17 protein-coding genes are annotated in these 17,080 nt (G+C 67.9%); 13 read left to right on the top strand and 4 right to left on the bottom strand.

The genetic code is table 11. The features are described from left to right. Nucleotides 1-2 precede the first annotated feature (2 nt). The 4 genes from AC1XX3_RS16380 to AC1XX3_RS16365 all read left to right on the top strand — a co-directional run bounded on the left by AC1XX3_RS16380 (nucleotide 3) and on the right by AC1XX3_RS16365 (nucleotide 5,436). Complete coding sequence (locus AC1XX3_RS16380; protein ID WP_483322241.1) at nucleotides 3-1,388, top strand: FtsW/RodA/SpoVE family cell cycle protein; 1,386 nt, start codon at nucleotides 3-5, stop codon at nucleotides 1,386-1,388. Further along, nucleotides 1,385-2,824 carry a penicillin-binding transpeptidase domain-containing protein gene (locus tag AC1XX3_RS16375; protein WP_483322240.1) on the top strand — a complete coding sequence of 480 codons (1,440 nt, stop codon included), beginning with the start codon at nucleotides 1,385-1,387 and terminating at the stop codon, nucleotides 2,822-2,824. Before AC1XX3_RS16380 ends, AC1XX3_RS16375 begins: the two co-directional genes overlap by 4 nt. 127 nt (nucleotides 2,825-2,951) lie before the next feature. Next, the gene (gene pknB / locus AC1XX3_RS16370; protein ID WP_483322239.1) at nucleotides 2,952-4,769 is read left to right on the top strand and encodes a Stk1 family PASTA domain-containing Ser/Thr kinase; all 1,818 of its coding nucleotides are present in this window, start codon (nucleotides 2,952-2,954) and stop codon (nucleotides 4,767-4,769) included. 37 nt (nucleotides 4,770-4,806) lie between these two features. Then, nucleotides 4,807-5,436, top strand: a complete 630-nt coding sequence (locus AC1XX3_RS16365) for an alpha-ketoglutarate-dependent dioxygenase AlkB (RefSeq protein ID WP_483322238.1) — start codon at nucleotides 4,807-4,809, stop codon at nucleotides 5,434-5,436. Between the two features lie 25 nt (nucleotides 5,437-5,461). Here AC1XX3_RS16365 and AC1XX3_RS16360 read toward each other — a convergent pair whose 3' ends face one another. Then, complete coding sequence (locus AC1XX3_RS16360; protein WP_483322237.1) at nucleotides 5,462-6,106, bottom strand: aminodeoxychorismate/anthranilate synthase component II; 645 nt, start codon at nucleotides 6,104-6,106, stop codon at nucleotides 5,462-5,464. A gap of 79 nt (nucleotides 6,107-6,185) precedes the next feature. On the opposite strand from AC1XX3_RS16360, the gene AC1XX3_RS16355 reads away from it, so the two are divergent. Next, nucleotides 6,186-6,902: a DsbA family oxidoreductase gene (locus tag AC1XX3_RS16355; RefSeq protein WP_483322236.1), complete on the top strand. Its 717-nt coding sequence runs from the start codon at nucleotides 6,186-6,188 to the stop codon at nucleotides 6,900-6,902. Here AC1XX3_RS16355 and AC1XX3_RS16350 read toward each other — a convergent pair. Beyond that, nucleotides 6,830-7,687 carry a DUF881 domain-containing protein gene (locus AC1XX3_RS16350; protein ID WP_483322235.1) on the bottom strand — a complete coding sequence of 286 codons (858 nt, stop codon included), beginning with the start codon at nucleotides 7,685-7,687 and terminating at the stop codon, nucleotides 6,830-6,832. The two genes, AC1XX3_RS16355 and AC1XX3_RS16350, sit on opposite strands and share 73 nt — an antisense overlap. 129 nt (nucleotides 7,688-7,816) lie before the next feature. Here AC1XX3_RS16350 and AC1XX3_RS16345 point away from each other — a divergent pair, with 129 nt between their 5' ends. The 5 genes from AC1XX3_RS16345 to AC1XX3_RS16325 all read left to right on the top strand — a co-directional run bounded on the left by AC1XX3_RS16345 (nucleotide 7,817) and on the right by AC1XX3_RS16325 (nucleotide 11,099). After that, nucleotides 7,817-8,083, top strand: a complete 267-nt coding sequence (locus tag AC1XX3_RS16345) for a cell division protein CrgA (RefSeq protein WP_483322234.1) — start codon at nucleotides 7,817-7,819, stop codon at nucleotides 8,081-8,083. A gap of 44 nt (nucleotides 8,084-8,127) precedes the next feature. Beyond that, on the top strand, nucleotides 8,128-8,559 hold the full coding sequence (locus AC1XX3_RS16340) for a DUF6884 domain-containing protein (protein WP_483322233.1): 432 nt from the start codon (nucleotides 8,128-8,130) through the stop codon (nucleotides 8,557-8,559). Between the two features lie 139 nt (nucleotides 8,560-8,698). Next, nucleotides 8,699-9,550, top strand: a complete 852-nt coding sequence (locus tag AC1XX3_RS16335; protein ID WP_483322232.1) for an ABC transporter ATP-binding protein — start codon at nucleotides 8,699-8,701, stop codon at nucleotides 9,548-9,550. Continuing rightward, nucleotides 9,540-10,322 (top strand): ABC transporter permease, encoded by a 783-nt coding sequence (locus AC1XX3_RS16330; RefSeq protein ID WP_483322231.1) that lies wholly within the window; start codon nucleotides 9,540-9,542, stop codon nucleotides 10,320-10,322. Before AC1XX3_RS16335 ends, AC1XX3_RS16330 begins: the two co-directional genes overlap by 11 nt. A 15-nt stretch (nucleotides 10,323-10,337) precedes the next feature. Beyond that, nucleotides 10,338-11,099: a MerR family transcriptional regulator gene (locus AC1XX3_RS16325; RefSeq protein WP_483322230.1), complete on the top strand. Its 762-nt coding sequence runs from the start codon at nucleotides 10,338-10,340 to the stop codon at nucleotides 11,097-11,099. Nucleotides 11,100-11,306: 207 nt separating this feature from the next. Here AC1XX3_RS16325 and AC1XX3_RS16320 read toward each other — a convergent pair whose 3' ends face one another. Beyond that, nucleotides 11,307-12,986 carry a ribonuclease J gene (locus tag AC1XX3_RS16320; protein ID WP_483322229.1) on the bottom strand — a complete coding sequence of 560 codons (1,680 nt, stop codon included), beginning with the start codon at nucleotides 12,984-12,986 and terminating at the stop codon, nucleotides 11,307-11,309. Between the two features lie 603 nt (nucleotides 12,987-13,589). Here AC1XX3_RS16320 and AC1XX3_RS16315 point away from each other — a divergent pair. Continuing rightward, entirely contained in the window at nucleotides 13,590-13,949 is a 360-nt protein-coding gene (locus AC1XX3_RS16315) for an MmcQ/YjbR family DNA-binding protein (RefSeq protein ID WP_483322228.1), read from the top strand. Between the two features lie 32 nt (nucleotides 13,950-13,981). On the opposite strand, the gene AC1XX3_RS16310 is transcribed toward AC1XX3_RS16315, so the two are convergent. Next, nucleotides 13,982-14,989 (bottom strand): ABC transporter substrate-binding protein, encoded by a 1,008-nt coding sequence (locus AC1XX3_RS16310; protein WP_483322227.1) that lies wholly within the window; start codon nucleotides 14,987-14,989, stop codon nucleotides 13,982-13,984. 168 nt (nucleotides 14,990-15,157) lie between these two features. Between AC1XX3_RS16310 and AC1XX3_RS16305 the strand changes: the two genes are divergently transcribed. Continuing rightward, nucleotides 15,158-15,994, top strand: coding sequence for an EamA family transporter (locus AC1XX3_RS16305; protein WP_483322226.1), 837 nt, complete (start codon nucleotides 15,158-15,160; stop codon nucleotides 15,992-15,994). A 123-nt stretch (nucleotides 15,995-16,117) separates the two neighbouring features. Next, nucleotides 16,118-17,059 carry a manganese catalase family protein gene (locus AC1XX3_RS16300; protein WP_483322225.1) on the top strand — a complete coding sequence of 314 codons (942 nt, stop codon included), beginning with the start codon at nucleotides 16,118-16,120 and terminating at the stop codon, nucleotides 17,057-17,059. Nucleotides 17,060-17,080: the final 21 nt, after the last annotated feature.

The raw sequence follows: 17,080 nt of genomic DNA, 5'->3' as shown, positions 1-17,080 counted from the left end.
TCATGACCAACCAAGCGAGCGTGATGACTGTCATCCCGCGCAAGCGCCGTGGTGTGGAACTGATGCTGCTGCTGCTCGCGTTGGTGATCAGCATCGGCGCCTTCGCCGTGATCGACATCAATGTCACCGGCGCCACCTCACCGCGGCTGCCGTTGGTGGCCGGCATCGGGGTGGCGCTCGCCCTGGCTGCCCACGGGGCGGTGCGTTGGCGGCTGCCGTACGCCGACCCGGTGATCCTGCCCTGCGTCGTGCTGCTCAACGGCCTCGGGCTGGCCATGATCCACCGCATCGACCTGATCAACGACCCGCCGCTGAACGGTGCCCGGCAGCAGCTGATCTGGACCACCCTCGGAGTGATCTTGTTCATCGCGGTGGCCGTGGTCGTTCGGGACCACCGCCCGCTGCAGCGCTACACCTACACGATGTTCCTCGCCGGCCTGTTGCTGCTGCTGCTGCCGCTGGTGCCGGTCCTCGGCGACGAGAAGTTCGGTGCCCGGATCTGGATCTCGGTCGGTGGCCTCAGCTTCCAGCCGGCGGAGGTGGCCAAGATCGTCCTCGCGATCGCGTTCGCCTCCTATCTGGTCGAGAAACGCGACGTGCTGGCGCTGGCCGGCTATAGGGTCCTCGGCATCGACCTCCCGCGGGCCCGCGACCTCGGTCCGATCGGCCTGATGTGGGGCGCCAGCCTGGCGGTGCTGATCTTCCAGAAGGACCTGGGAACCTCGCTGCTGTTCTTCGGGTTGTTCGTGATGATGCTCTACGTCTCCACCGAGCGCGCCGGCTGGGCCGTCCTCGGCACCCTGCTGTTCGCCGTCGGCGCGTATCTGGGCTATCTGCGGTTCAGCCATGTGAAGATCCGCGTCGGCGCCTGGCTGGACCCGTTCTCCGACTTCGACCTCTACTACCAGGTCATCACCGCCCAGTACGGCATCGCCTGGGGCGGACTGCTCGGCACCGGTCTCGGAGAGGGTCGCCCGGGCCTCACTCCGCTGGCTCGCAGCGACTTCATCGCCGCCGCCATCGGGGAGGAGCTGGGGATGGCCGGACTGATGGCCGTCATCATGATCTACGGACTGATCGTCGCCCGCGGTCTGCGCACAGCCCTGCAATGCCGCGAGCCATTCGGCAAGCTGCTGGCCGCCGGATTGTCGTTCGGCTTCGCCCTGCAGGTCTTCACCATCATCGGCGGCGTCACCCGGCTGCTGCCGCTCACCGGGCTCACCACCCCGTTCATGTCCCAGGGTGGCTCCTCGCTGATCGCCAACTGGGTCATCATCGGGTTGCTGATGCTGATCTCCCACCAGGCGCGCAAGCCCATCGCGACGGTGACCGACCTCGACGCCGACGCTGATGCCGAGCAGACCCAGCTGATGAGGAGGATGGCATGAACCGCCCGATCCGCCGGGTCGCGTTCGTGGCCATGATGATGTTCGCGCTGCTGCTGGCCAACGGCACATACGCCGTCTTGTTCCGGCAGGCCTCGCTCGACGCCCAGCCGCAGAACCGCCGGGTCCGCGACGCGGAGTACGCGCAGGACCGAGGCTCCATCCTCGCTGCCGGCAACGTCGAGATCGCCACCACCAAGCGGTCCAACGACCGGTTCAAGTATCAGCGCGTGTACCCGGACGGAAAGCTGTACGCCGCCGTGACGGGGTACTACTCCTACGACCACGCCCGGTCGGGGCTGGAGAGCTCCTACAACACCCAGTTGGCCGGCACCGACGACTCGCTGTTCGTGCGGCGGCTGATCGACCTGGTCACCAACCAGACGCCGCAGGGCGCCAGCGTGCACACGACCATCGTGCCGGCCGCGCAGAAGGCCGCGGCCAAGGCGCTCGGCGACAACAAGGGTGCGGTGGTGGCCCTTGACCCCAAGACCGGCGCGGTGCTGGCCGTGGTGACGAGCCCGACCTACAACCCGAACGACATCGCCAGCCACGACATCGGCGATGCCGACAAGGCCTACCAGAAGCTCGCCAGCGACCCCGCCAACCCACTGACCAACCGCGCGGTCCGCGAGATCTATCCTCCGGGATCCACCTTCAAGCTGGTGACCGCCGCCGCCGCGCTGACCGCCGGCCAGACGCCACAGAGCAAGGTGGCGTCGCCGAACAAGCTGAAGCTGCCGGGCACCAACACGTTCCTGGGCAACTCGACCAACTGCGGCGGCACCACCACGACCATCCAGAAGGCGCTCGAGGTGTCCTGCAACACCGCCTTCGCCAACCTGGGGATCAGCCTCGGGCAGGACAAGCTGCGCGAGCAGGCGCAGGCCTTCGGCTTCGACCAGCGGCACTTGAGCGCTCTCAACGGGGTCGCGAGTCGCTTCCCCGACGATCTCGACCAGGCGCAGACCGCACTGAGTGCCATCGGCCAGTTCGACGTGGCGGCCAGTCCGTTGCAGATGGCCATGGTCACCGCCGCGATCGCCAACGACGGCGTGCTGATGGACCCGTACCTGGTCAGCCAGGTCCAGGCGCCCGACCTCAAGGTGATCGAGAGCCACAAGCCGACGCAGCTGTCGGAGCCCCTGACGCCGGATAACGCCAAGCTGCTGCAGCAGATGATGGTCGGCGTCGTGGAGAACGGTACGGGCAGGGTCAGCCGGATCCCCGGCGTCACCGTAGGCGGCAAGACGGGCACGGCCCAGTCCGACCCCAAACGCAAGCCGTTCGCCTGGTTCACCTCCTACGCGACGCTGGGCGACGAACAGGTCGCCGTCGCCGTCGTGGTCGAGGACGCCGACATTCCCCGAGAAGACATCGCCGGTGGCCGGGTCGCGGGACCCATCGCCAAGGCCGTGATGGAAGCGGTGCTGAAGTGAGCACACCTGGATACGTCAGGATCGCCGTCTCCGGTGTGGTCGGCGGCCGTCCGCAGCGCCGTACGTCATTTCGTCACGGCCGATCCGATGGCCGACAATGGCTCGGGATCGAGAGAGGAACGCGCGAATGACAGGCGAGCCGGTGATGGTCGGAGGACGCTACGAGCTGGGTGACCTGCTCGGGCGGGGCGGCATGGCAGAGGTGCGCTATGCCGTCGATACCCGGCTGGGGCGACCCGTCGCGGTCAAGCAGCTGCGCACCGACCTCGCCACCGACCCGACCTTTCAGGCCCGATTCCGGCGGGAGGCGCAGTCCGCCGCCGGCCTGAACCATCCGACCATCGTGGCCGTCTACGACACCGGCGAGGAGACCGACCCGGTCAGCGGTGTCTCCATCCCCTACATCGTGATGGAGCTGGTCGAGGGTCAGACGCTGCGCGACGTCCTGCGCGATGGCCGCAAGATCCTCCCGGAGCGCGCGCTCGAGCTGACCCAAGGGGTGCTCGACGCCCTCAGCTACAGCCACAAGGCCGGCATCATCCACCGCGACATCAAGCCGGCCAACGTGATGCTGACGCCGACCGGCGGGGTGAAGGTGATGGACTTCGGCATCGCACGGGCCGTCGCCGACACCTCCGCCACCATGACGCAGACCGCCGCCGTGATCGGCACAGCGCAATACCTCTCCCCCGAGCAGGCCCGCGGCGAGACCGTGGACGCCCGCAGCGACATCTACTCCGCCGGCTGCCTGCTGTACGAGCTGCTGGTCGGGCGGCCGCCGTTCGTCGGCGACTCGCCGGTCAGCGTGGCGTACCAGCACGTCCGCGAGCAGCCGGTCCCGCCCAGCCAACTCGACCCGGTCATCACCCCCGACATCGACGCCATCACCTTGAAGGCGCTGGCCAAGGACCCCGACGACCGCTATCAGTCCGCGCGCGAGATGAAGGCCGACATCAGCCGGGTCCTCGCCGGCCAGCAGGCGACGGCCCTGGTGCCGCGGGTGAGCGACTACGACGCCACGCCGACCCGCGTGGTGCCGGCCGCGGTCGCCGCGCCGACCGCGGTGGAGTCGCTGCAGGAGGACAAGGTCGAGGACGACGAGGAGGAGCCGCGCAAGTCCCGGGTGGGGCTCGGCCTGTTCATCGCCGGCTTGGTGCTGGTGCTGCTGGGCGGCGGAGCGTATGGGCTGTATCGGATGATGCAGCCTGACACCCCGGCGCCGGTGCAGACCGTGGCCGTGCCGTCGGTGATCGGTTTCAACCAGGCCTCGGCGGGCAGTGTGCTGAGCAACGCCAACCTCGTCGCCGAGTTCAAGAAGGTCAACGGAAAGGACGACTCGACCGTCAACACGGCGACCAAGCAGGCGCCGGTCGCCGGCGAGCAGGTGCCGGTCGGCAGCACCGTCGTGGTTGAGATCAACGTCGGCCCCAAGACCGTCAAGATCCCCGCCGGACTGGTCGGCGAGGACGTCGACGACGCGACCGAGAAGCTGGAGAAGGCCGGCTTCGAGGTCAAGGCCGTCGACGCGGCCACCGAGCCCCCGGACTCCAAGAAGGGCGAGGTGCTCGAGGTCAGCCCCACCGAGGGCCAGTCCGTGGCCGAGGGCAGCACCGTCGAGCTGACGGTCGCCACCGGGATGTCGGAGGTCCCCAACTTCGACGGCGTGACGCGGGAGCGGGCCAAGGACCTCGCGCGGGAGGCCGGCTTCGGCACCCCGAGGTTCGTCGAGAAGGAGAGCGAGGAGACCGCGGGTACGGTCATCGGCCAGCAGCCGCCGGCCGGCCAGAAGGCCGATCGGGACACCAAGATCACCCTCGAGGTGGCCAAGGCCAAAGAGGTCGAACCGCCTCCGGCCTCCACCCCGCCGCCGGCGTCGACGCCCGCAAACACCCCGCCGCCGACGCCTGCCAGCCCCGTGACGCCGCCGGAAACTCCCGGCGGATAATCGAACGGCTGATCGATTTCTGCGCTAGGCTGCGGACATGACGTCCGTAGTCCAGGGATCTCTGTTCGACCTCGGCGAGGAGCGCGGGCTGGTGCCGATGGCCCAGCTGGTCACGCGCCAAGAGCTGGGGCGTGGCGCGTGGATCGACCTGCTGCCCGGCTGGCTCGGGTCGGAGACCTCGCTGTTCGACGACTTGGCCGAGCAGGTGCCGTGGCATGCGGAGCGGCGGCAGATGTATGACCGCGTGGTCGACGTGCCGCGGCTGCTCAGCTTCTTCGGGGAGGACGACCCGCTGCCCCATCCGCTCCTGGTCGAGGCGCGCGAGGCGCTGTCCGCGTATTACCGCGCAGAGCTCGGCGAGCCGTTCCGCACGGCCGGCCTGTGCCTGTATCGCGACGGTCGCGACTCGGTGGCGTGGCACGGTGACACCATCGGGCGCGGCCGGGCCGAAGACACCATGGTCGCGATCATCTCCCTCGGCTCACCCCGTGCCCTGATGCTGCGGCCACGTGGCGGCGGCGCGACGGTCCGGCAGCAACTGGGTCACGGCGACCTGATCGTGATGGGCGGGTCGTGCCAACGGTCCTGGGAGCACGCCATCCCCAAGACCTCCAAGGCGGTCGGCCCCCGGATCAGTGTGCAGTTCCGGCCCCGGGGTGTCCGCTAGCGCCGCGGTCGGCGCAACCGGCCGCTCAGGCGCCTGTCGCCGACATCAACGGCGCCATGCCGGCGGCCCGGGCTGGTGCCTCTGTGTCGCCGCAGATCGCCAGCCAGTTCGCCAGCATCTGATAGCCGCCCTCGGTCAGCACTGACTCCGGATGGAACTGCACCGCCTCCACCGCCAGCTCACGGTGACGGACGGCCATGATGACGCCGCTGTCAGTCACCGCGGTGACCTCCAGCACCTCGGGCAAGCTGTCGGGTTCGATGGCGAGCGAGTGATAGCGGGTGGCGGTGAACGGCGACGGCAGCCCGGTGAGCACGCCAAGACCGTGGTGCTCAATGGCCGAGGTCTTGCCGTGCAGCAGCTCCGGGGCGCGGTCGACCACGCCGCCGTACGCCACCCCGATCGACTGCAGCCCGAGGCAGACCCCGAAGATCGGCACCTCACCGCCGTGGCGGCGGACGACGTCGATGCACACGCCGGCCTCCTCCGGGGTGCCCGGACCTGGTGACAGCAGGATGCCGTCGAAAGCGGCGGCGAAACCGGGGTCGTCGAACCGCGGGTCGTCGTTGCGCCACACCTCGACCTCGGCGCCGATCTGCGCCAGGTACTGCACGAGGTTGTAGACGAACGAGTCGTAGTTGTCGATCACGAGGATCTTTACGCGGGCCACCCCTGTATTGTCGCGCACCCGCCGGCACCGCCGCCGGGTGCGACGGAATAGCGGGACACGACCCCGACGTTGAGCCCCCATGACTGCTCTGACGGTGGACATCTGGTCCGATCTCGCCTGCCCGTGGTGCTACATCGGCAAGCGCAAGTTCGAGCTGGGACTGGCAGCGTTCACCAGCGAGCATCCCGAGGCCGACGTGACCGTCGAATTTCACAGCTATGAGCTCTCGCCCGACACTCCGAACGACTTCGAGGGGTCCCAGGTCGACTTCCTCGCCGACCACAAGGGCATCGACCCGGCCCAGGTGGAGGCGATGCTGGCGCAGGTCACCGCGATCGCCGCGTCAGTGGGCCTCGACTACGACTTCGACGCGCTCCGCCCCAGCAACACCCTCAAGGCCCACCAGGTGATCCAGCTGGCCAAGGACAGCGGCCTGCACCACGAGGTCACCGAGCGGTTGTTTCGCGGTCACTTCGTCCAGGGCCGCCATCTTGGGCGGGAGGAGGAGCTGGCCGAGCTGGCCGCCGAGGCGGGGCTGGATCACGACGCCGTCCGCGCCGCGCTGTCCTCCGAGTCGCACCTGCCCCGCGTGCAGGCGGATCTGGCGCAGGCACGGGCCTATGGGATCTCCGGTGTGCCGTTCTTCGTGCTCGACGACCAGTTCGCCATCTCCGGCGCCCAGGACCCGTCGACGTTCACCCAGGCGCTGACGCAGGTCTGGGATCAGCGCGGGGTCCGCGAGCCTGACGAGTCCGACTCGTCCCCGGTCGGTCCGGGCGAACCATCGCCACGGTAAGCCTTGGCGAACTGCAGCTCGAGGGAGCCCTCGTAGGCGGGGAACACGGCCCGCGCCTCCGACTTCTCGGTGTAGACCAGCCCGTAGGCGTCGACGTACTGCTTGTAGATGCGGATGTACTCCGAGCCGGCCAGTGAGGCCCGCAGCGCACGGTCGTCACCGATCGCGCTGATGACGTAGGGCGGGGCGTACGGGATGCCGTGCAGCACCACGGTGTTGCCGACACACTTGATCCCCGTCGTCGAGATGACCCGCTGGCCCTGGATCGTCATCGCCTCCGCACCGCCGGCCCACAACGCGTTCACCACCGCCTGGATGTCCTGCTGGTGGACGACCAGCAGATCCTCGTCGATGCCGTCGGCGGCCACCGTGACCGGGGCGTCATCGATGGTGACGGTGACGGCCGGGCCCGTGACCGCGGTCACGCCGGCGAGGCGCGCCTGAGTGGCGAGCTCCGGTCCGAGGCCGGACTCCTCGTTCTGAGCGGCCGACAGTGCGTCCACCTGCGCGCGGAGGTCGGTCACCTGCGCCGCAAGCTCGGCGTTACGGCGGGACTGCGACTGCACCAGGCTCACGAGGTCGGTGTTGCGGCCCGGGCGCAGGTCGGTGCCGCGGGCGTTGAGCGCGCTCACCACGACCATCAGACCCACCAGCAGGCAGACCGCGGCCGTCAGCAGCCGCCCGACGGTCGTACGGTCGGCGGCGCGGCGTCGTTGCCGGGATGAGGCCCGCAGCAGCACGCGGCGAAGGCCGGCGGCGACGTCGGCGGCTGATCTGTCGGCCACGGCGAATCCCCTCCGTCCTCGGCTCGGTGACACCGGCGGGGTCGCCACGGATGGTGAGCGACTGCGGCGAGATGGCTAAGGTTACGTGCTCACGGCTACGCTACCTAGACGACAAGCAAGGAGAATGTGGTGCCGGAGTCCAGAACGCGCAAGTCCGCCGAGGCGAAGAAGGCGAAGTTCAAGGAGCCCAAGCCCAAGAAGGTGAAGTCGCCGAGCAGTCGGCGCTGGGTCCCGCCGACCTTCATCACCGTCGGCCTGCTCGGCGTCGCCTGGTTGATCACCTACTACGTGGGTGGGCAATACATCGGTTTCATGACCGAACTCGGCAACTGGAACATCCTGATCGGCATGGGCGGCATGGCCGCCGCGTTCGCCATCGCCACTTTGTGGAAGTAGCGGCAACCCCGGCGGCGTAGTCGGCGCAGCGTTACCGTCCACAGATGACGTTCCAGACGCTGCTGATCTGCTGTGTGTACCCGAAGCTCCCCGCGCCGGCCGCCGCCCGCGATCTCTACGTCGGTCCGCTCTTCGAGCGCTCCAGACGGTACGCCGAGCAGCAGCCACGTCCTTGGTTCATCCTCTCCGGTGAGCACGGTCTCGTCCGTCCGAACGACTGGCTGGCGCCCTACGACACGGACGTAAGCGAAATGTCGGCGAGCTACCGTCGAGCGTGGGGCTCGTGGATCGTCGCCAAACTGGACCGAGAAGCGGGCGGACTGGTCGGAGCCGTCATCGAGGTGCAGGCACCCGACTCCTACGTCAGCCCGATCCATCAGCTGCTGACCGATGCCGGCGCCACTGTGGTGCTGCCGTTGGTGAATGTTCCGTACGTCGACTGGCCAGCCTGGTACGACCGCGAGCTGTCCGGCTAGACCCGCGGCGATCGCCATGGGCTTGACCTTGACGCTGGGTCAACCCTCCATCCTTCTGGCAGGAGGTCCGGGCAGCGGACCTGGACGAAGCCAGAGAGGACCAGCTGATGACGACTCGACGTAGCGGGGTGACCCGATGATGACGGTCCCAGCAGACATCGAACCCGCGGTTTCCGTGCAGGGTCTGGAGAAGTCGTACGGGCAGCTCAACGTGTTGCGCGGGGTGAGCTTCGACGTGCAGCCCGGCAGCATCTTCGCCCTGCTCGGCGCGAACGGGTCGGGCAAGACCACGGTCGTGAGGATTCTGGCGACCCTCCTTCGGGCCGACGCGGGCACGGCCAGCGTCAACGGCTTCGACATCACCACCCAGCCGTCGAAGGTACGGGAGTCGTTCAGCCTGACCGGTCAGTTCGCCGCCGTCGACGATATCCTCAGCGGGCGGGAGAACCTCGTCCTCGTGGCCAAGCTCCGCCACCTTCGAGACCCGGGCGCGATTGCCGATGACCTGCTCAGACGCTTCTCACTGACCGAGGCCGGCGGGCGGCGGCTGTCGACGTACTCGGGTGGGATGCGCCGTCGACTGGACATCGCGATGAGTCTGGTCGGCAATCCCCCGGTGATCTTCCTGGACGAGCCGACGACCGGTCTCGACCCCGAGGCGCGCCTCGAGGTGTGGCAGACGGTGAAGGACCTCGTCGGCGCCGGCACGACGGTGTTGCTGACGACGCAGTATCTGCACGAGGCCGAGCTGCTCGCCGACCGGATCGCGATCCTGCACCAGGGTCGGATCATCGTGAACGGCACTCTCGCCGAGCTCAAGCAGCTGCTGCCGCCCGCACAGGTGGAGTACGTCGAGAAGCAGCCGACTCTCGAGGACGTCTTCCTCGCGGTCATCCAGGACACCGCAAAGACCGACGAGCACCAGACCTTGAGCGAGCCCGGCCACGACCGCAACCTCGGCTCGGACAAGGAGTACTCGAATGAGCAGTAGCGGGGCCGTGCCGGCCACTCACGTCTTCGGCGACACTCTCGTCCTCACCGGTCGCACCCTGCGCCACGTGACGCGCAGCCTGGACACCATCATCACCACCGCCATCACGCCGATCGCCATGATGGTCATGTTCGTCTACGTGTTCGGCGGCGCGATCGACACGGGGCCAGTGGCGTATGTCAATTACCTGTTGCCCGGCATTCTGCTGATCACGATCTCCTCGGGGATCTCTTACACCTCTTTCCGGCTGTTCACGGACCTGGAGAGCGGGATCTTCGAGCGGTTCCAGTCCATGCCGATCGCGCGATCGGGGGTGCTGTGGGCACACGTGGTGACGTCGCTGATGGCCAATGCGATCTCGCTGCTGATCGTGCTGGGCGTCGCTGTGTTGATGGGCTTCCGTTCCGCGGCGGGGCTGTGGGCCTGGCTCGGGGTGGCCGGCATCCTGCTCCTGTTCACCCTGGCGCTGACCTGGCTCGCGGTGATCGCGGGCCTGTCCGCCTCCTCGGTCGAGGGGGCCGGGGTGTTCGCCTATCCGCTGATCTTCCTGCCGTTCATCAGTTCGGCGTTCGTCCCGACCCAGACCATGCCCGGCCCGGTGCGCTGGTTCGCCGAGAACCAGCCGATGACGTCGATCGTCAACACGATCCGTGACCTGCTCGCCGCGCAGCCGGTCGGCGATGGCATCTGGATCGCGCTCGCCTGGTGCGTCGCCATCCTCGTCGTGGCGTACCTGGTTGCGATGATCGCCTATCGCCGGAAGATCTCCTGAGCCAGGCTGTACTCCATGCTCACCATCAGCCAGTTGGCCGAGTACGCCGGCGTGACGGTGCGGGCCGTGCGCCACTATCACCAGATCGGACTGCTGCCCGAGCCCGAGCGGGACCAGTCCGGCTATCGGATCTACGATTCCGCCGCGGTGGTCCGCCTCATCCGGATCCACACCCTCGCCGATGCCGGCGTACCGCTGACCCGGGTGCAGGACCTGCTCGACGCCAGCCGTGATCAGTTCGCCCTCTGCGTGCAGGAGATCGACAAGAAGCTGCGGGCCGAGGCCCAGCGGATCCAGCGGAGCCGCCAGCGGCTCGCTCGGCTCGCCGCCGGAGAACAGCTCGCGCTGCCGCAGAGCGTCGTGGGCTACCTGGACCGGCTTCGAGGGCTCGGCGTCGCAGAACCGTACATCGAGCTGGAACGAGATGCCTGGATCATGATCGCTGCCCAGGTGCCGCATCTGATCGACGCGATCATCGCCAAGAAGCACCAGGACCTGGACGACCCCGACATGGTGCGGCTCTACGGCCTGCTGAGCGGGGTGCTCACCTGGCCGGTCGACGACCCGCGCGTCGTCGAGCTGGCTGACGTGATGGAGCGGCTGATGAAACGCGCGGTGGACTCCGGTGAGGCGGGCACCGACGGCCTCGACGACCAGTTCGCCGACCTGCTGGAGGCGACCGCGGTCGAGTCCTCGCCCGTCGCCAGACGCCTCCTGACGATTCTGCAGCAGCGCGGGTGGACGGGCTGGACCCGCGTCGAGCGAGGAGGTCGATGAACTGCGGGTGCTTCAGCGACCCGCCGCAGAAGAAGGTCGCCGCCCGGCTCCGGTCGGCGACCAGGGCTTCCACCACGCCGCTGCAGCTCATCGCAGACCGACGTCTTGCCGGTCCCGGAGAGGCCCTCGACGAGATAATTCCTGGCACCCATGGGCGCGGCGGCTAGTCGAAGCCCGGCCCGAACGACCCCCGATGGCGCTAAGGACCTACTCCTCGACGACGACCGGCACGATCAGCGGGCTCCGCCGATAGGTGCGCTGCACCCAGCGCGACGCCGCCCGCTGGATCACGCTCTCCGCGTCCTGCTGGGTCAGCCGCTGCCGCTGTGCGGCTGTGGTGAGCTCCTTCTGCAGGACAGGGAGCATCGCGGAGATCCCCTTCGCGTCATGGATGAACCCGTGCACGATCAGGTCCGGGTCCTCGCTGAGACGACCGGTGCTGAGATCGACGATGGCCACGACGGTGACGGAGCCCTCCTGCGCCAGGGTGCGCCGCTCCTCCAGCGTCGCCTCGGTGGCGCCACCGACCGTCTGACCGTCCACATAGACGTGTGCCGCAGGAACGGAGCCGACGACCGTGGCGCGTCCCTTCACCAGGTCGACGACGGTGCCGTCCTCCCCCAGCATGATGCGGTCCTGGGGCACCCCGGTACGTGCTGCTAGGGCGCCGTTGGCGTGCAGGTGTCGCCACTCGCCATGGACCGGCATCACATTGGCGGGCCGGACGATGTTGTAGCAGTAGACCAGCTCGCCGGCGCTGGCGTGGCCCGAGACATGGACCTTCGCGTTTCCGGAGTGCACCACGTTGGCGCCCAGGCGGGACAAGCCGTTGATGAGCCGATAGATGGCTGACTCGTTGCCGGGGATCAGCGAACTGGCCAACAGCACGGTGTCACCATCGCCGACCTTGATCATGTGATCGTTGTTCGCCATCCGCGCGAGCGCCGCCATCGGCTCACCCTGCGAGCCGGTGCAGATGAGGGTCACGCGGTTGTCAGGCAGGCGGTTGAGCTGCTTCATCTCCACGATCAGGCCCTCGGGGACGTTCAGATACCCGAGGTCGCGCGCGATACCCATGTTGCGCACCATCGACCGACCCACGAAGGCCACCTTGCGGCCGGAGGCGTGGGCTGCGTCGAGCACCTGCTGGATGCGGTGCACATGGCTGGCGAAGCTGGACACGATGATCCGCTTCGGCGAGGTGCGGAAGACGGTCTCGATGGCTGGGGTGAGATCCTTCTCGGCCGTGGTGAACCCGGGCACCTCGGCGTTGGTGGAGTCGGTCAGGAACAGGTCGACGCCTTCTTCGCCGAGCCGCGCGAAGGCGCGCAGGTCGGTGATCCGGTTGTCGAGGGGGAACTGGTCCATCTTGAAGTCGCCGGTGTGCAGCAGCAGTCCGGCGTCGGTCCGGACGGCGATGGCCAGTCCATCGGGGATGGAGTGGTTGACCGCCACGAACTCGAGATCGAAGACGCCGAAGCTGCGTCGTTCATCCGCCGACACCTCGATCAACGGTGGGCTGAGGCGGTGCTCAGCCAGCTTGGCCTGGAGGAACGCCAGTGTCAGCCGGGAACCGACGACGGGGATGTCGGGGCGCTCCCGCAGCAGGTAGGGGACGCCGCCGATGTGATCCTCGTGCCCGTGCGTGAGCACGATGGCGGTGATCTTGTCGAGACGGTCACGGATCCAGGTGAAGTCAGGCAGGATGACGTCGATACCCGGTTGGTGCTCTTCAGGGAACAGCACGCCGCAGTCGATGACCAGCAGCTCGTCACGGTGCTCGAGGACGGTCATGTTGCGACCGATCTCACCCAGTCCGCCGAGAGGAACGACGCGAAGGCCCTTGGGCGGGAGGTGCGGAAGGCGTTTGGTGGTGGAACGTGACAAGGGTTTGCGCTTTCTGAGGTCAGGGAGTGCAGGTGCCACTGCGGCGCCTGGTGTCTCTCATCAGTGTCGATGAAATAGTGTCGATCAATTAGTGTCGATGAAACAGTGGTCGCCAGTCCAACCGCGTGCCAGGATCTGCCGGTCGTGACCCGCGCCTGGTCCAGCGTTGCCACGACCGTGACGTCTGTCCGGGGCATACCACGTGCATACACTTCGCCGGACTTCGTACGCACCGAGCGTACCGGATGGCGCGTTTCGCCCTCACGGTGTGCAGCGGAGCCGGCGCGGAGGTAGAGCCGGCCCGGGCACCCGACGATCGGCGACTACGGCTCGGCCGGGCAGGGAATCACATCGGTGTAACTCTCCACAGTGGGGATAAGTCCTGTGGATAACTGTGGGTAACCGGGAGCCTCCCGCCGGGAGACGACGTGTCGACAGACTGGGAAGTGGTCGACACGACCGGCACCGACGAGAGACTCCCGCCGACCATGGTGGTCGGCGGACCTGTGGATTCCGGCCAACCGCGGGCGCGTGTCGGTGTGACCCGAACAACACCGCGGTGAGGTCTGGCGCCGGTCACAGCTCGTGGGCCATACTCGCCCCATGGCCAGCGAGGACGATGTCCGCGAGATCGCATTGTCGTTGCCCGACGTGACCGCCGGGACCTGGTTCGGCACCGACGGCTACCACGTCAAGGGGAAGGGCTTCCTGCGGCTGCGGCAGGAGGCCGAGGGCGCACTGGTGGTGCTGCTGCCGGACCTCGGTGAGAAGCAGGCGCTGCTCGCCGCCGATCCGGAGAAGTTCTTCACCACCGCGCACTACGACGGCCATGCGTCGGTGCTGGTCAACCTGCCGGCCATCGACGTGACGGAGCTGCGCGAGCTGGTCACCCAAGCGTGGTTGGTCCGCGCCCCCGTCACGCTCCGCCGCGCGCACCCCGAGCTGGCGGCGACCGACGACTGACCGGCCGACCCAGCACGGGGTAGGGCGAGCCGTCAGGACGGGTACGGCTCCGGGGTCGTGGCGGGGTCACCGTCGGTCGCTGCGGCCAGCCGCGGCACGGCGATGTCGAGCATGAACGGGATGCTCAACGGTGAGTTGAAGCCGAGAGCGGCGGCGAAGTCCTGGTCGAACGCCCCGAGCTGGACGAAGCGCCCTTCCTTGACCGGCGGCAGCGACGCGAACAGCCGGTTCTTCAACAGCGAGCTTTCCAGCCCTTCGGCCACGAAGACGTCGGCGTCGAACACATCCAGCTTCTCAAAGCTGACCTCGGTGCTGGTCTTGGGCACCGTGAAGCCGAGCTCCACCAGCCATCGCGTCCGGTAGTCGTCTCCCCCGAGGCTGTAGCTGCCGCTCGCCGAGGACCCGAGCGCGAACGTCGCGGACTTGCCCTTGAACGACGGGTTGGCGTCGACGGCGCTGCGATACGCGGCTCGGGTCTTCTCGACGACCTGCTGCGCCTCGGCCTCCTTGCCGAGGGCCTTGCCGGTGACAAGGGTCTGGTCATCCCAGGTCGTCGCACCCGCGGCCACATCACCGGACTGGGCGACGGTCGGCGCGATGGCGGAGAGCTTGTCGTATGCCGCCTTGTCGATGTAGGAGTTGATGCCCAGGATGAGGTCGGGCGCCAGCTCGGCGATCTTCTCGTACTGCAGGTCCTGCGAGCCGACGGTCGGGATGGCCTTGCCGCGCACCGACTCCGGCGCCCAGGGACGATTCGGGGCGTCGTAGCCCAGGAACTCGCGGACCCCGACCGGCTCGACGCCGAGCGCGAGCGCATAGTCCTGCTCGTTGAAGCCGACGGTCACCACCCGCTGTGGGGCGGCGGGGATCGTGGTTGAGCCGAACTGGTGCTCGATCGTCACCGGGAACGCCCCCGCGGCAGTGGCGCCGGACGACTCGGCGGACGGCTCCGCATTCGAACAGGCTGCGCTGGCGAGGAGGAGGGCAACAGCGGCGAGGGCTGCTACGGGCCGGAGCCGGCCGAGGCGAATACGAGACATAAGGTCAGGCTATCCTTAGTCGCGCAGGTGCGTCACCTGCGTCTCAGTGAACCGTTCCGGGCGTTCGCCCCGCGATGTGGTCCCGGCTGGTCCGCAAGCACCGGGTCATGAGAGGCTGCGCCTCGTGACTCGACCCGCGCGTGTGATCGCGGCAGACGGCGACAGCCGATGAGCCTCGTCTTGCTGATGGTGCTCGGCACCGCCTTTCTGCACGCCGGCTGGAACGCGATGGCGAAGGCGATCAACGACCGGTGGATAGCGAGCCTGCTGATCGGCATGGTCAATGCAGTCGTCGGTCTGGTCGGCGTGATCATCTTCGGTGTCCCGGCAGCAGCCTCCTGGCCCTTCTTGATCATCTCGGCTGTGGTCCAGACCGTCTATCTGCTGCTCCTCACTCGCGCGTACGCGCACGGCGACATGGGCCGGCTCTATCCGATCGCGCGCGGCATCTCACCGGTCGTGGTGACCGCCGTCGCCGTACTGCTGCTGCACGAGCGGCTCAGCCCGCTGTCCTGGTTGGGACTCGCCGTGCTGGTCGGGTCGCTCGCCGTGCTGACGGTCGCCCGGGGCCTGCCGCGTGCCGGCACGGGCACCGGGTTCGCCGTCCTGACCGGCCTGTCCATCGCCACCTACACCGTGACCGACTGGACCGGCGTCCGGCTGTCCGAAGATGTGCCGGCATACATTGCGTGGCTGTTCTTGGTGCACGGGCCGGTCACGATGGCTGTGGCCTGGTGGCGTGCCGGTCCGGACCGGGCCGCGCGGACCCGCACCCACCTCGCCCGAGGGCTGCTGGGCGGGCTGATGTCGGTGCTGGCGTACGGGATCGTTGTCTGGGCCCAGAGCCTGGCGCCGCTGGCCGTGGTGGCGGCTCTGCGGGAGACCAGCGTGGTGTGGGCGGTCCTGATTGCCCGGGTGTTCCTGGCTGAGCGGCTCGTCAGGCGCGAGGTGATGGCCGTCGTGCTTGCGGCCTGCGGGGCCGCGCTGCTCCAGCTCGCCTCCTGACCCCGCCGCTGCTCGCTCGCACTCGGAAAAGATGATCATGCATCGCGTTCTCGCTGTTTGCGCTCGACGATTCGGGCTACAGGTCTTGTGTACGTCCGATTTTTGCCGCGTTAAGGAGCCTGAATGTACCTCTACACCGAGAAGCTGATCAACGAAATCGCCGTCGACGAGCCGGACCCGGCAGCGGCCAACGCCCTCCAGGAAGGGCTCGGCGGCCAGTTCGGCGAGATGCGCACCATGATGCAGTACCTGTTCCAGAGCATGAACTTCCGTGGTGACGCTGCCTCCAAGCCCTACCGTGACCTGCTGCAGGGCGTCGGCACCGAGGAGATCAGCCACGTTGAGCTGATCGGAACCACCATCGCCCGCCTCCTCGACGGGGCGCCGGAATACAAGGGCCGTAAGGGCGAACCGCTCGACAAGCCCGGCGAGAAGGGTGCTACGCCGCTCAAGATCGCCCTCGACACCGGAAACATCCACCACTACCTGGTGGCTGCCCAAGGCGCGCTCCCGGTTGACTCCGCAGGCAACCCGTGGCTCGGTTCGTACGTCTACAACAGCGGCAACCTGGTCCTCGACCTGCTCTACAACCTCATGCTCGAGTCCACCGGCCGGCTGCAGAAGTGCCGGATCTACGAGATGACCGACAACGCGACGGCTCGCTCGACCATCGCCTACCTCATCGTCCGCGACCAGGCCCACGAGAACGCCTTCGCCAAGGCGCTGGAGAGCCTGGGCGTCAACTGGGGCAAGGTGCTGCCGATCCCGAAGACCAACGCCGAGCGGTTCCCCGAGGTCAAGAAGCTCGTCGACCAGGGGCTGCAGAGCGTCCAGTTCACCTTCAGCGCTGATGACCAGAACCAGGCGGCGAAGCTCTACCGCGGCGCGTCCCCGTCCAATGACGGGACCGAGCTGTCGACGGCCGTCATGCCGGAAGGTGTCCCGATCACCATCGCCCCGGAGCGCCGTGAGGAGTTCTCTCCGGGCCTCGACCCGGAGCTGCTGGCACTGATTCAGGCCACTGCCGAGGTGGAGATCGCCGCCGCGGACAACCCCGGCAAGTGATCCACCAGCCCCATCGGGGCT

This window comes from Microlunatus sp. M237 (genome assembly GCF_056896895.1).
Note: the sequence above shows the minus strand (reverse complement) of the source record. Positions and strands in the feature narration are given on the sequence as shown.